Source organism: Streptomyces sp. NPDC003943 (assembly GCF_053605265.1).
Map to the genome: position 1 here is coordinate 1 of NZ_JBSGIW010000140.1, position 12,949 is coordinate 12,949.

Here is a 12,949-nt window from a genome sequence, read left to right on the forward strand (position 1 = left end):
CGACCCTGCGTCAGGCGGCCTCGGGGAAGTGGCAGGCCACCTCACGTGCCTCCCCCGGCGCGGGGATCCGCAGCAGCGGCGCCTCGCTGCGGCAGATCGCCTGCGCCTTCGGGCAGCGCGGATGGAAGGTGCAGCCGGGCGGCGGGGCGGCCGGGCTCGGCGGGTCGCCGAGCAGGGTGATCCGCTCCCGGGTCCGCTCGGCGACCGGGTCGGGCAGCGGGACCGCGGACAGCAGGGCCCGCGTGTACGGGTGGGCGGGCGCGCCGTACACGCGTTCCTTGTCCCCGATCTCCACGATCCGGCCGAGGTACATCACGGCGACCCGGTCGCAGACCCGCTTGACGACGGACAGGTCGTGGGCGATGAAGAGGTAGGCGAGGCCGAGTTCGCGCTGGAGGCGCTCCATCAGGTTGACGATCTGGGCCTGCACGGAGACGTCGAGGGCGGAGACCGGCTCGTCGGCGATGACCAGCCGGGGGCCGGTGGCCAGCGCGCGGGCGATGCCGATGCGCTGTGCCTGGCCGCCGGAGAACTCGTGCGGGTAGCGGTCGAGGTGTTCCGGGATGAGGCCGACCAGGTCCATCAGCTCCGCGGCCCGCGCACGGGCCGCCATCGCCGTACTGCCGTGCACCATCAGCGGATCGGAGATGATCCGGGCCACGGTCTGGCGGGGGTTGAGGGAGGAGTGCGGGTCCTGGAACACCATCTGGAGGTCCTTGCGGAGCGGCTTCAGCTCGTGCTGCGACAGGTGGGCGATGTCCCGGCCGTCGTAGACGACCGACCCCGCGGACGGCTCCAGGAGGCGGACGATCGTACGCCCGGTGGTGGACTTGCCGCAGCCGGACTCGCCCACCAGGCCGAGCGTCTCGCCGGGTGCGATGTCGAAGCTGACGCCGTCGACGGCCCGGACCGGGGCGGCGCGCCGCCTGCCGGGGAAGCTGGTCGTCAACTCCCTCACGGAGAGCAGAGGTCCGGTTTTCACAGTGCTCGTGGGGCTCATGGGGCGACGCCTTCGTACGCGGGGAAGTGGCAGGCGGCCGGGTGTCCGTCCGGGCCGCCGAGCGCGGGGCGCTCGGTCTCGCAGCGGGCGCGCTCGTCCTGCGCGGCCGCGGCCGCCCGCGGACAGCGCGGGGCGAACACACAGCCCGGCGCGGGATCGAGCAGGGACGGCGGGCTGCCGGGGATCGCCCGCAGCGGGACGTCGTCCCGGTCGTCGAGCCGCGGCAGGGAGTCGAGCAGCCCCCGGGTGTACGGGTGGGCCGGCACGGCGAACAGGGCGTCCACCGGCGCCTGTTCGGCCGCCCGGCCGCCGTACATCACCAGCACGTCGTGGGCCACCCGGGCCACGACGCCCAGATCGTGGGTGATCATGACGACGGCGAGGCCGCGTTCCTCCTGGATCCGGGCGATCAGCTCCAGGATCTGGGCCTGGACGGTGACGTCCAGGGCGGTGGTGGGCTCGTCGGCGATGAGGAGTTCCGGTTCACAGGCCAGCGCCATGGCGATCATCACGCGCTGGCGCATGCCGCCGGAGAACTGGTGCGGGTACTCCCCGGCCCGGCGCCGCGGCTCGGGGATGCCGACCTCGGCGAGCGCCTCGACGGCCCGCTCACGGGCGGCCCTGCGGCCGCTGCCGAAGTGCACCCGGTGGGGCTCGGCGATCTGCTCCCCGACGGTGTAGTACGGGTGCAGGCTGGAGAGCGGGTCCTGGAAGATCATCGCCATCCGCCGGCCGCGCAGCCGGTTCAGCTCGCGCTCGGACAGCCCGACGAGTTCCCGGCCGGCCAGCATGACGGAGCCGGTGACGGCGGCGCCGGTGTGCAGCCCCATGACGGCGAGCGAGGTCACGGACTTCCCGGAGCCGGACTCGCCGACGATGCCGAGGGTACGGCCGGGCGGCACGTCGAACGAGAGGGAGTCCACGGCCCGGACGGGGCCGCGCGGAGTCGGGAACGTGACGGTCAGGTCCCGGACGGAGAGCAGCGGCGGGGCGGGCCGCGGTGCGGTGTCGGTCATCAGTACCTCACTCGCGGGTCGACGACGGCGTACAGCAGGTCGACGGCCAGGTTGGCGACGACGATGAAGGTCGCGGCGAGCAGCGTGACGCCGAGGATGACCGGCTGGTCGCCGGTGGACAGGGCACCGTAGAAGAGCCGGCCGATGCCGGGGAGTCCGAAGATCGACTCGGTGATGACCGCGCCGGCGAGCAGGCCGCCGAGGTCCATGCCGAAGATGGTGAGGATCGGCGTCATCCCGGCACGCAGTCCGTGTTTGACGACGACCGTGCGGCGGGGCAGGCCCTTGGCCCGGGCGGTGCGGATGTACGGCTCCGCCATGGTCTCGATCATCGAACTGCGGCTCTGGCGCGCGTACATCGCCGCGTACAGGATCGCGAGCGCGAGCCAGGGCAGCAGCAGGTTCGACGCCCAGCCGACGGGGTCGGATCCGAAGGACGTGTACTGCGGGTAGGGCAGCAGCCCGGCCGTCCGGATCACCCCGTAGATCAGCATGACCGAGGTGAAGTAGACCGGCAGCGAGGCGGCGGCGACCGCGCCGACCATGAGGACGCGGTCGGTCAGGGTGTCCTTGCGCAGCGCCGCCGCGACGCCCGCGGAGAGTCCGAGGAGCAGCCAGATCGCGGCGGCCCCGACGGCGAGCGAGGCGGACACGGGGAAGCGGTCGACGAGCAGGTCCCAGACGGGCTGGCTGTTCTCGTACGAGTAGCCGAGGCAGGGGAAGTCGCAGCGCAGGGCGTACTGGCCGCTGCCCATGGTGCGGCCGGTGAAGATGCCGCTGACGAAGTCGGCGAACTGACGCCACAGCGGCTGGTCCAGGCCCATGTGGGCGCGGATCGCCTCCAGGCGTTCGGCGCTGCACGACTTGCCGCAGGCCGCGGCGGCGGGGTCGGAGGGCAGCACGTAGAAGATGGTGAAGGTGACGGCGGCGATGGCGAGGAGGACGCCGGCGATGCCGAGCAGCCGGCGGCCGAGGTAGAGGATCACGAGCGGCTTCCCCTCGGGTCGAGGATGTCGCGCAGCGCGTCGCCGAGCAGCGTGAACGCGAGCACCGTGAGGAAGAGGCAGAGGCTCGGCACGAGGAAGTACATGGGATCCGTGTCGTAGAAGGCGACGCTCTCGGCGATCATCTGGCCCCACGACGGGGTGGGCGGACGGACGCCGACGCCCAGGTAGCTGAGGGCCGCCTCGGTGGCGATCATCCCGGGGATGATCAGGGTCGTGTAGGCGATGACCGGTCCGGCGACGCCCGGGAGGATGTCCCGGGTCAGGATCCGCCAGGGGCCGGAGCCGCCGACACGGGCGGCGTCGACGTACTCGCGGTGCCGGAGCGAGAGGGTCTGGCCGCGGACGACGCGGGCGATGCCGGGCCAGCCGAAGAGGCCGATGACCAGGGTCATGAGCACGATCCGGTTGACGTCCCGGGCCACCGACATCATGGCGATCATGAAGATGAGGGAGGGGAAGGACATGGTGAGGTCCATCAGCCGGGAGAGCACGGTGTCGGTGCGGCCGCCGAAGTAGCCGGCCGTGATCCCGGCCGCCGTCCCGGCGGCGACGACGATGGCCGTCGCGGTGAACGCGATGAGCAGGGAGACCTGGGCGCCGTGCACGACGCGGGCGAACAGGTCGCGGCCGGTGACGGGTTCGACGCCGAGCCAGTGCTCGGCCGAGACGCCGCCGAGCGGGCCGACCGGCAGGCCGCCCAGATACGGATCGACGGCGCTCTTGTCGAACTCGTCGGGGGCCCAGCCGCCCAGCGCGCTGAGCAGCGGGGCGGCCACGGCCATGATCACGAAGAGCGCGACCACGACGAGGGAGACCTTCACGGACGGGCGGCGGCGCAGTTCCGCGCGGGCGAGCTGCCAGGGACCGCGGCCCGCGCGCGGGGCCGGGGAGGTGGTGGTGGACATGGTGACGGGCCCTCAGCTTCCGCTCTTGGCGGGGTCCTTGAGTCCGACCGTCGCGTAGTCGATCGCCCCGCCGAACGAGGTGTGGCCGTAGGCACCGGCGATGTTGGTGCCGAGGAGCAGCGGCATGCGCTCGATGACGGTGGGCGCCGTCGGGGCCTTGGCGAGGATCTCCCCGTCCAGCGCCTGCCACGCCTTGTTCGCCTGCGCCGAGTCGGTCATGGCGGCGATCTCGTCCATGCGCTTCATGGTCGCCGGGTCGCGGAAGAGCGAGTGGTTGCCGGAGTTGCCCTTCTCCTTGATGTAGCGGCCGTCGAAGACGAAGGGCAGGAAGGTCGAGCCGGAGGGGTAGTCCGGACACCAGCCGGTGTAGACGAGGTCGGTGCGGTTCTTGGTGTCGCCGATCGTGTCGTAGAAGGCGGAGGGATCGACGGTCTCGATGGTGACCTTGATGCCGACGCGGCCGAGCGACTCCTGGATGGCCTCGCCGACCGCCTTGCGGCCGTTGGAGACGGTGATGCTGGTGGCGAAGCCGTCGGGCTTGCCCGCCTCCTTCAGCAGCCGCTTCGCCTTCTCCACGTCACCGGTGAGCGGGATCTTCAGCGTGTCGGGCTGCTTGCCGCCGTCGAAGAGGGAGCCCGGCATGAGGGCGGTGGCCACGTCGTTGAGGGCGGGGCCGCCGGAGGCGGTGAGGACGGCCTGCCGGTCGAGGGCGTACTGCACCGCCTGACGGACCTTCACGTTGTCGAAGGGCGCGCGGCCGGTGTGCATCTGCACCATCTCGGTGCAGCTGGTGGACTCGGCGAGCAGCCGTGCCTTGACCTCCGCCCTGGTGAGCACCTTCGGGGTGGACTCGGGGCGCAGCTTGCCCCAGGACACGGCGGAGGCGTCGGCGCCGGAGCTCGCGATGAGCCGGTCGTCGATCTGATTGGCCTTGAGCCCCATCGTCATCACGATCCGGTCCGGGTACGCCTTGCGGACCTGGTCCGTCGCCGGGTCCCAGTGCGGGTTGCGGACCAGGATCAGCTGCTTGTCGCGGGCGTACGACTCGATCCTGTACGGCCCCGACGAGAACGGGCGGTTGTCGTACTGCGGCCCCTTGTCCTGGGACCGGGGCACCGGGGCGAAGGTCGGCAGCACCGTGGCGTACGGGAACTCGGCGAAGGGCTTGCGCAGTTCGAAGACGATGGTGTGGTCGTCGGGCGTCTTCACGGAGTCGAGGTGCCTGCCGCCGGCCGGGCCCTGGTAGCCCTCGGCGCCGGCGAGGTAGCGGGCCGCGTAGTCGGGGCCGCCGGGCAGGTCGGGGGAGAAGGACCGCTCCACGTTGTACTTGACGTCCTGGGCGGTGATCGGAGTGCCGTCCTCGTACTTCAGGCCCTTCTTCAGCCGGAAGGTCCAGGTCTTCGCCCCGTTGCTGGCGGTGCCGAGGTCCTCGGCGAGGTCGGGGACCAACTCGCCGCCCTTGGAGCCCGGTTCGGCCCGGTACGTGACCAGGGTGCGGTAGAGCAGGCGGGTGCCGAAGTCCATGTCGCGCATCACCCAGTTGCGGGCCGGGTCGAGGTGGCTGAAGTCCTGGTCGGACAGGATGTTCAGGGTCCCGCCCTGGTGCGGCGCACCGCCGACCGTCGCGCCGTTGTTGGCGGTGGCGGGGTTCGCGCGGCCCCTGCCGTCGGCGGCGCCGTGTCCGCCGGAACATGCGGTGACGCCGAGGGTGAGGGCGGCCGCCAGGGCGGTGGCCAGTGTGGTGCACGTGCGCTTGTTCATGGGTGGGTCACTCCGGTGCGGTGCGATCGGACAGCCGGGAGCGGCTGGAATGTGACCGGTAACATAGTAATGTGAAATTGCACTGACAACCCGTCGGGAATGCCGTTATCCATCCGTGTCCAAGACGCACGAGGGACCCATGAACCCCGCATATGCCACGGTCGACCACACCTTCACCGTCCCCCTGGACCACCGCGCCCCCGGCGGCCCCACCATCGAGGTCTTCGCCCGGGAGGTCGTCGATCCGGCTCGCGCGAGCGGTGAACTGCCCTGGCTGCTCTACCTGCAGGGCGGCCCCGGCGGAAAGTCGCCGCGCCCGTCGGCCGGTTCGCCCGGCTGGCTCGACCAGGCCCTCAAGACCCACCGCGTGCTGCTCCTCGACCAGCGGGGCACCGGCCGCTCCACCCCCGTCACCGCCCGCACCGCGGCCCGCTTCGCCACCCCCGCCCGACTGGCCGCCCACCTCGCCCACTTCCGCGCCGACGCGATCGTCGCCGACGCGGAACTGATCCGCCGCCGCCTCTGCGGAGAGACCCCCTGGGAGACGCTCGGCCAGAGCTACGGAGGCTTCCTCACCCTCACCTACCTCTCCCGGGCCCCCGAGGGCCTGCGCGCCTGCTACGTCGCCGGCGGCCTGCCCGGCCTCACCGCCACCGCCGACGACGTCTACGCCCGCACCTACCCCCGCGTCCGCGACCGCGTCCTCGACTTCTACGCCCGCTACCCCGACGACGCCCCCCGCCTGCGCAGGCTCGCCGACCACCTCGCCGACGACGACACCCGCCTGCCCAACGGCGACCGGCTCACCCCGGACCGCCTGCGCGCGCTCGGCCTCGTCCTCGGCATGGGCGACGGTTTCGAGCGCCTGCACTGGCTGCTCGACGAAGCCCTGGACCCGGACGGCGCGCCCACGGACACCTTCCTCCACCAGGTCATGACCCTGACCGGCTTCACCGACAACCCGCTGTTCGCCGTCCTGCAGGAGACGCTGTACGGGCAGGGCGCCGGCCCGGCCGACTGGGCGGCCTCCCGCGCCCTCGCCGACTTCCCCGAGTTCGCCGCGGACGCCGACCCCCTGCTGCTCACCGGCGAGATGATGTACCCCTGGATGTTCCGCGAGATCACGGGCCTGCGCCCGTTCGCCGGCGCCGCCGACCTGCTGGCCGCCCGCACGGACTGGCCGCCGCTCTACGACCCGCAACGCCTCGCCGCCAACGAGATCCCCCTCGCCGCGATCGTCTACCACGACGACATGTACGTCGACGCGGGCCTCTCCCTGCGCACGGCACGCGAGGTCGGCGCCACCCGCGTCTGGGTGACCAACGAGTGGGAGCACGACGGCATATCCGCCTCCGGCGGCCGTGTCCTCGCCCGCCTGACGGACATGGCGGCCGGCCGCGCGTGACCGGACGCCCGGTCACGGTCCGCGGCCGCGCGGCGATTCACTCGGTCCGCCGCGGGCCGCCAGGGCCGAGAGAGGGTGACTCACCGGTAGACGACCCGGTCACCGGCGCGGCGTGGGACAACTCGCGGGAAAGTCCCCATCGCCCGAAGGAGGAGGCCCGTGCCACCCCAGCCCACACCACCACCCCCCGGCGCGCCCAGGAAGAGGTGGCGCAGACGCCTCGCCCTGGCCGCCGGCCTCGCCGCCGCGGCGGTCCTCGCCGCGATGCTGCCCGCCGCCGCCACCGGTGGCACGATCTGGACGACACTGCCGGGCATGCCGACGGCGCGCGCTGCAGTGGCCTCGGCAACGGCCCCCTGCCCACCCGGCCAGACCGGCGTCTGCGTCTACACCGTGGGGGGTGAGACCCTGGCGGGGCAGCTGGCCTCGGCCGAGTCGTACAACCGGGTCACCAACGCCTGGTCCACGCTGCCGCCGATGCCCACGGCGCGGAGCTACGCCGCGGCGGCGAGCGCCGCCTGTCCGCCCGGCCAGACAGGCACCTGCCTCTATGTCATCGGCGGCGTGGTCGTCTCCGGGGAGACCCAGACGCCGCAGACGGTGGTGCAGTCCTACAACCCGCTGACGAACGCCTGGAGCACGGTCGCTCCGATGCGGACCGCGCGCTCCGCTCTGGCGGCCGTGGCGGCCCCCTGCCCGCTGGGCCAGACGGGGGTGTGCGTCTACGCGGTCGGCGGCACCGGCAGCTCCGGCTCCCTGGGCACGACGGAGTCGTACAACCCCACCACCAACTCGTGGAGCACGCTCCCCGCGATGCCCGCGCCCAGGTCGAGCCTGGGTGCCGCGGCCGCGCCCTGTTCGCCGGGCCAGCAGGGCGCCTGCGTGTACGCCGTCGGTGGTTTCGACACCACCCAGACCAACGTGGTGCAGTCCTACAACCCGGCCTCCAACACCTGGACTCCGGTGGCGTCGCTGCCCACGCCCCGCTCCGACATGGGCACGACGGCCAGCTCCTGTCCGCCCGGGCAGAGCGGCACGTGCGTCTACATCGTGGGCGGCCTCTACGTGACCCACCTCCTGGCCAGCGTCCAGTCGTACAACCCGGCCTCCAACCTCTGGACGGACCTGCCGCCGATGCCGACGCCCCGCCTCCGGCTCGGCGCCGTCGCCATGCCGTGCCCGACCGGCCTGGGCGGCAACTGCGTCTACGCCACTGGCGGCGCCAACGGTACGGACGTGCTCGCCACCCTCGAAGCCCTGGACCCGCCACAGCCCACAGGGCACTGAAACACCCTTCGTCGGGGCTCGCACACGGCAACGAGGCGAGCCCCGTCAGATCCGGCGCGGACGTGCGAGGCGCCTCGCCGAATGCTGCAATGAGATGAGGGCTGCGTCGGGTCATGTCCGTCGAGTGGCGGCGACGCGGGCGGGGGCGGGTCTCGTGTGTGTGGTCAGATCCCCCGGCTGTGTGGAGTGGTGATGAGCGACGATTTCGAGGACATGGGCCCGGTCGACTACCTGGTCATCGAGTTCCCCGGCAACCGCATGACGGGCGAGGCGTTCCCCCTCCTCGTCGACCTGGTCGACAGAGGCATCGTCCGCATCCTCGACCTCATGTTCGTCCGGAAGGACACCGACGGCAGCGTCGTCGCCCTGGAACTGAGGGATCTGGACGCCGACGGCGAGTTCGACCTGTCCGTCTTCGAGGGCTCATCGTCCGGACTGCTCGGGCAGGACGACCTCAACGAGGCCGGGATGGCTCTCGAGCCGGGCAACGCGGCCGGCATCCTCGTCTACGAGAACCTCTGGGCCGCGCCCCTCGCACGGGCCCTGCGGCGTGCGGGCGCGCAGTTCGTGGCCGGCGGGCGCATCCCCGTACAGGCCCTCCTCGCCTCGCTCGAAGCCGCGGAGGCGGCCGAGGCGGCCGAGGGCGGCGCCGTCGCCTGACGCCTCCCCGGACGGCCGGGGAAGCCGACCGGACAAGCCGATCCAATCGAAAGCGTGTCAAGGAGGCCAGGACATGCCAGGACTTCTTCGAGGGGTAGCGCGCACCGCGGTGGTGGCCGGAACGGCGACCGCGGTGTCCAACAGGGTCTCGCGGCGCCAGGCGGGCCGCTGGGCCGCCCAGGAGCAGCAGGCGGCACCCGCACAGTACGCGCCGCCACCACCGCCACCGGCGCCGGAGCCCGCGGCGGCCACGACGGAAGACGACATGAGCAGCAAGATCGCTCAGCTCAAGCAACTCGGCGAGCTGAAGGAACAGGGCCTGCTGACCGAGGAGGAGTTCGCGGCTCAGAAGAGCAGGCTCCTCGCCTCCTGACCCTGCCCCGACCGACCGACCGGCCGCGCGTCTTCGCGACGCGCGGCCGGTCCGTGAGCAGACGACGGCTCGCGCGGCTCCCGAACCCTCGAACGGCTCAGCCCGGGATGCCGGGGGCCCGTACATCGGCGGAAATGGACACGGACACCTGTCCGCGACAGACAGTGCCGTGACCATGGAGGACGGATGAGAGTGCTGCGGAGTGTGTCGTCGGCGGTACTGATCGTCCTCGCCTGCATCCTGGTCCCCGTCAGCGTCCTCACCGTCTGGGTGCACGACATCGTCCTCGACACCGACCGGTACGTCGCGACCATGAAGCCGCTCGCCTCCGACCCGGCGATCGAGGCCGCCGCGCAGAACCGGATCGTCCACGCCGTGGACGTAAGGGTCGACGGCAAGGAGATCACCGCCGAGATCGCGGCCTGGCTGCAGTCCCAGGGCCTGCCGCCACGCGCGGCCGACGCCGTCAAGGGTCTCGCCCCGCAGCTGGACGACGCCGTGAACGCGGCCGCGGAGAAAGTGGCCAACCGTTTCGTCGAGAGCGACCGGTTCGAGAAGGTGTGGGTCACCGCCAACCAGGCCGCCCACACCGCCGTGGTGCACGCGCTGACCGGCAAGGGGCGCGGAGCGATCGGTGTCTCGGAGGGCACGGTCACCCTCGACGTCGGCACCGCCGTGGACAAGGTCAAGCAGGAGCTGGTGGACGCCGGCCTGAAACCGGCCGAGAAGATCCCCGACGTCAACAAGCAGCTGGTGCTCTTCCAGTCCGACAAGCTGGAGAAGATCCAGGGCGCCGCGCACGCCCTCGACGTGATCGGGAACTGGCTGCCCGTCATCACGGTGGTGCTCGCCGCGGCCGGTGTGTTCCTGGCCCACCGGCGCCGCCGCGCCCTGGCGAAGACGGCCCTGGGCGCGGCCTTCGCGTGTCTGGTCGTGGCCATCGGGCTCGTCGTCGCCCGTCGCTACTACCTGGACCACCTGCCGTCACAGGTGCAGTCCGAGGCGGCCGCGGCAGCCGTCTTCGACCATCTCCTGCACTTCCTGCGGATCGCCCTGCGCACCGCGATCGTGCTGGGCGTCGTCATCGCCCTCGGCGCCTACTTCATCGGCCCCGGCCGACTGGCCCGCGCCACCCGCTCCACCGCCGAGCGCGGCGCCGACTCGGCGGCCGGGTGGTGGGGCGGCCACGGCGTCACCACCGGGCCCGTGGGCACCTGGACCGAGGCGCACCGCAAGTGGCTGACCGTCGGCGCCCTGCTGATCGTCGCCCTGCTGTTCGCCCTGTGGAACCACCCCACGGTCCTCACCGTCCTGCTCCTCGTACTCATCCTGCTCGCGGTGCTCGCCGTGATCGCCCTGCTGGCCGCCGACGGCCGCAGGAGAGAGCGGCCGGACGGAGCGGAGCAGCCCGGCGCAGCAGCCTGAGGGAGCAGGCTCAGGACGTCAACTGGTAGATGCTCCGGCCCACCAGGAACAGCCCCACCACCATGCACACGGCCACGAGCGCCTGCGTCTGGTGCGCCTGGAACCAGGCACGCAGCCGCCCCAGCCGCACCTGCGCGGACTCGGGCGCGAACACCGTGTAGAGCTCCATCGCCAGCAGACTGCTCGTGGCGAGGACGCAGTACACCACCAGGGCCACGTACGAGGAGGTACGGGACAGGTCGGCGCTCACCACCGTCGCCGCACCGGCCGCCACCAGTCCCCAGGGCTGGAGCAGCGGCCCGAGTCCCGCCGCGGTCCAGCCGGAGATCCGGTCGAGCCGCGCCGCCATCCTGCCGGACGACTTCCTGGGCTGATCGGTCCGCGGGTCGGTCCGCTTCCGGGCCCTCTGCCGGTACCCGGCGTACCCGACCAGTCCCAGGCCGATGGCCAGCTTCACGGCGGACGTGGCCGTGGACGGCGGCGACTTCGCGGCCGGCGGCTTGCCCCCGGTGGTGATCAGCACGGCGACGAGGACGGCCACGAAGCAGGCGACCCAGGAGAGGATGAACGCCAGGCCCTTCCAGGTCCCGCGATCCGCCGAGAGCACCAGGACGAACGCGGTCACCGACAGTGGGAACACCGCGATTCCCAGCCCGATGAGGATCAGATCAGGCAGCATCGCGGCCCCCGCGAAGCCCCGCGGGCCCGGTCGCCGGGCCGCTCTCGCTCATGGCTTCATCTTTCACCGTCCCGCCGGAACCCCACAAATCCTCGAAGGGCGGCCCGGGCGGTTCACCCGTACGGGCCCGGTGGCGCCGCCGCCGCGGGCCGGGCGGGCGCGGGGGCGGCACGCTGGCAGCATGCAGCGAGCGAGCAGGTCCGGCCGGCGCCGCGCCGACCGCGGGCCACGCCGGGACCGGCGGCGCGAGCGGCGCCGGCGCTCCGGTGCCTCGCTGCGGTCCCGGGTCACGGGCCTGCGCTCCCGGGCCGAGGAACGGTTCCCGCTGATCACGCACCTCATGTCGCACCTGATCTCGGTGAACGTGCTCGACTCGGCGACCCGGCTGGCCGCCCAGACGTTCCTCACGGCGGTCCCGCTGCTGTTCCTGGTGGCCTCCATCGCCCCGCCGGAGCTGCGCGACCAGTTCGTCAGCTCCGTGCACGAGATCTTCGGCCTGTCGGGGAGCGCCGAGACCGAGTTCGACAAGGCCCTCAAGGCCACCGGCGACCCCTCCGACGAGCTGCGTCAGACCTTCGGTGTCGTCAGCGGCCTGATGGTGCTCATCTCGGCCACCGCGTGCAGCCGCGCCATGCAACGGCTGTGCGAGCGCGCCTGGGGCCTGCGCGGGGCGAGCGCACGGATGGCCGCCTGGCGCTGGGTCGCCTGGATCCTGGCGTGGATGCTGATGATCGGAGCGCAGGGCGCCCTGCACGACGGCTTCGGCCTGGGCCGGTGGCTGGGCCTGCCCCTGCTGCTGCTCGCGGAGGTCGGCATGTGGTGGTGGACGCAGCACCTGCTGCTGACCGCGCGGGTGCCGTGGCTGCCGCTGCTGCCGGGCGCGCTGATGACCGGAATCGCCCTCGGCGTCGTCACCGCGACCGCGTCGCTCTACATGTCCAAGGCGCTCAACCGAAGCCTGGAGAAGTACGGCTCGCTGGGCTCGGTCTTCACCCTGCTGTCCTGGCTCATCGGCCTCTGCGCGGTGGTGACCCTGTGTGTCACGGCCGGGGCCGTCGTCGCCCGCGAACCCTGGGCGGCCCGCTATCTGGGCACGCCGGGCCCGGCGCCCCCGCCGTCCGACGACACGTCGTCGGACGGGGAGCGGTCGGACGGTTCACCCGCGGACTGACCACGGGCTTCGCGCGGCGGAGCCGTGGGCCCGCCGCGCTACGGCGCGGACCTGCGGCGCTCTCCCCGGCGCGAGGCGCGGTCGCCGGTGGTGCCGGTGGTGCCGGCGGCGCCGTTGCCACCCGCCGTCCGGCGGCCGGATCCGCGGCCGGCACCGCCGGCCTGACCGGCCTTGCCGGAGGCGCCGCGGGTCGCCGTCGCGTCCCCGGCCCGGCGGTCGGTGCCACGGCCGCCCGAGCCGGCGGCAGCGCCCGCGGCCTT

12 protein-coding genes and 1 pseudogene are annotated in these 12,949 nt (G+C 72.6%); 6 read left to right on the forward strand and 7 right to left on the reverse strand.

The annotated features are described in order from the left end of the window. Window positions 1-10: 10 nt before the first annotated feature. The 5 genes from ACWEV0_RS34120 to ACWEV0_RS34140 are packed head-to-tail and all read right to left on the reverse strand — an operon-like array spanning window position 11 to window position 5,689. A complete protein-coding gene (locus tag ACWEV0_RS34120) occupies window positions 11-1,000 on the reverse strand; it encodes an ABC transporter ATP-binding protein (RefSeq protein ID WP_453153680.1) in 990 nt (329 codons plus the stop codon). Then, window positions 997-2,016, reverse strand: coding sequence for an ABC transporter ATP-binding protein (locus tag ACWEV0_RS34125; RefSeq protein WP_453153682.1), 1,020 nt, complete (start codon window positions 2,014-2,016; stop codon window positions 997-999). Before ACWEV0_RS34125 ends, ACWEV0_RS34120 begins: the two co-directional genes overlap by 4 nt. Next, window positions 2,016-3,002, reverse strand: coding sequence for an ABC transporter permease (locus ACWEV0_RS34130; protein WP_453153684.1), 987 nt, complete (start codon window positions 3,000-3,002; stop codon window positions 2,016-2,018). The genes ACWEV0_RS34125 and ACWEV0_RS34130 overlap by 1 nt, the downstream gene beginning before the upstream one ends. Beyond that, complete coding sequence (locus ACWEV0_RS34135) at window positions 2,999-3,928, reverse strand: ABC transporter permease (RefSeq protein ID WP_453153686.1); 930 nt, start codon at window positions 3,926-3,928, stop codon at window positions 2,999-3,001. The genes ACWEV0_RS34130 and ACWEV0_RS34135 overlap by 4 nt, the downstream gene beginning before the upstream one ends. 12 nt (window positions 3,929-3,940) lie before the next feature. Beyond that, window positions 3,941-5,689: an ABC transporter substrate-binding protein gene (locus ACWEV0_RS34140; protein WP_453153688.1), complete on the reverse strand. Its 1,749-nt coding sequence runs from the start codon at window positions 5,687-5,689 to the stop codon at window positions 3,941-3,943. A 139-nt stretch (window positions 5,690-5,828) separates the two neighbouring features. On the opposite strand from ACWEV0_RS34140, the gene ACWEV0_RS34145 reads away from it, so the two are divergent. The 5 genes from ACWEV0_RS34145 (at window position 5,829) to ACWEV0_RS34165 (ending at window position 10,839) form a co-directional block, all read left to right on the forward strand. Further along, window positions 5,829-7,094 (forward strand): alpha/beta fold hydrolase, encoded by a 1,266-nt coding sequence (locus ACWEV0_RS34145; RefSeq protein WP_453153690.1) that lies wholly within the window; start codon window positions 5,829-5,831, stop codon window positions 7,092-7,094. A gap of 159 nt (window positions 7,095-7,253) precedes the next feature. Then, window positions 7,254-8,381: a Kelch repeat-containing protein gene (locus ACWEV0_RS34150; RefSeq protein ID WP_453153691.1), complete on the forward strand. Its 1,128-nt coding sequence runs from the start codon at window positions 7,254-7,256 to the stop codon at window positions 8,379-8,381. Between the two features lie 192 nt (window positions 8,382-8,573). Next, on the forward strand, window positions 8,574-9,041 hold the full coding sequence (locus ACWEV0_RS34155; protein ID WP_453153692.1) for a DUF6325 family protein: 468 nt from the start codon (window positions 8,574-8,576) through the stop codon (window positions 9,039-9,041). Between the two features lie 73 nt (window positions 9,042-9,114). Then, complete coding sequence (locus ACWEV0_RS34160; protein ID WP_453153694.1) at window positions 9,115-9,414, forward strand: SHOCT domain-containing protein; 300 nt, start codon at window positions 9,115-9,117, stop codon at window positions 9,412-9,414. Between the two features lie 186 nt (window positions 9,415-9,600). Continuing rightward, window positions 9,601-10,839, forward strand: a complete 1,239-nt coding sequence (locus ACWEV0_RS34165) for a hypothetical protein (protein WP_453153695.1) — start codon at window positions 9,601-9,603, stop codon at window positions 10,837-10,839. A 10-nt stretch (window positions 10,840-10,849) separates the two neighbouring features. On the opposite strand, the gene ACWEV0_RS34170 is transcribed toward ACWEV0_RS34165, so the two are convergent. Then, entirely contained in the window at window positions 10,850-11,518 is a 669-nt protein-coding gene (locus ACWEV0_RS34170) for a GAP family protein (RefSeq protein WP_453153696.1), read from the reverse strand. Between the two features lie 181 nt (window positions 11,519-11,699). Between ACWEV0_RS34170 and ACWEV0_RS34175 the strand changes: the two genes are divergently transcribed. Further along, window positions 11,700-12,689, forward strand: a complete 990-nt coding sequence (locus ACWEV0_RS34175) for a YhjD/YihY/BrkB family envelope integrity protein (RefSeq protein ID WP_453153697.1) — start codon at window positions 11,700-11,702, stop codon at window positions 12,687-12,689. Window positions 12,690-12,727: 38 nt separating this feature from the next. On the opposite strand, the pseudogene ACWEV0_RS34180 reads toward ACWEV0_RS34175, so the two are convergent. After that, window positions 12,728-12,949: pseudogene (locus ACWEV0_RS34180) on the reverse strand (DEAD/DEAH box helicase); the annotation flags it as partial.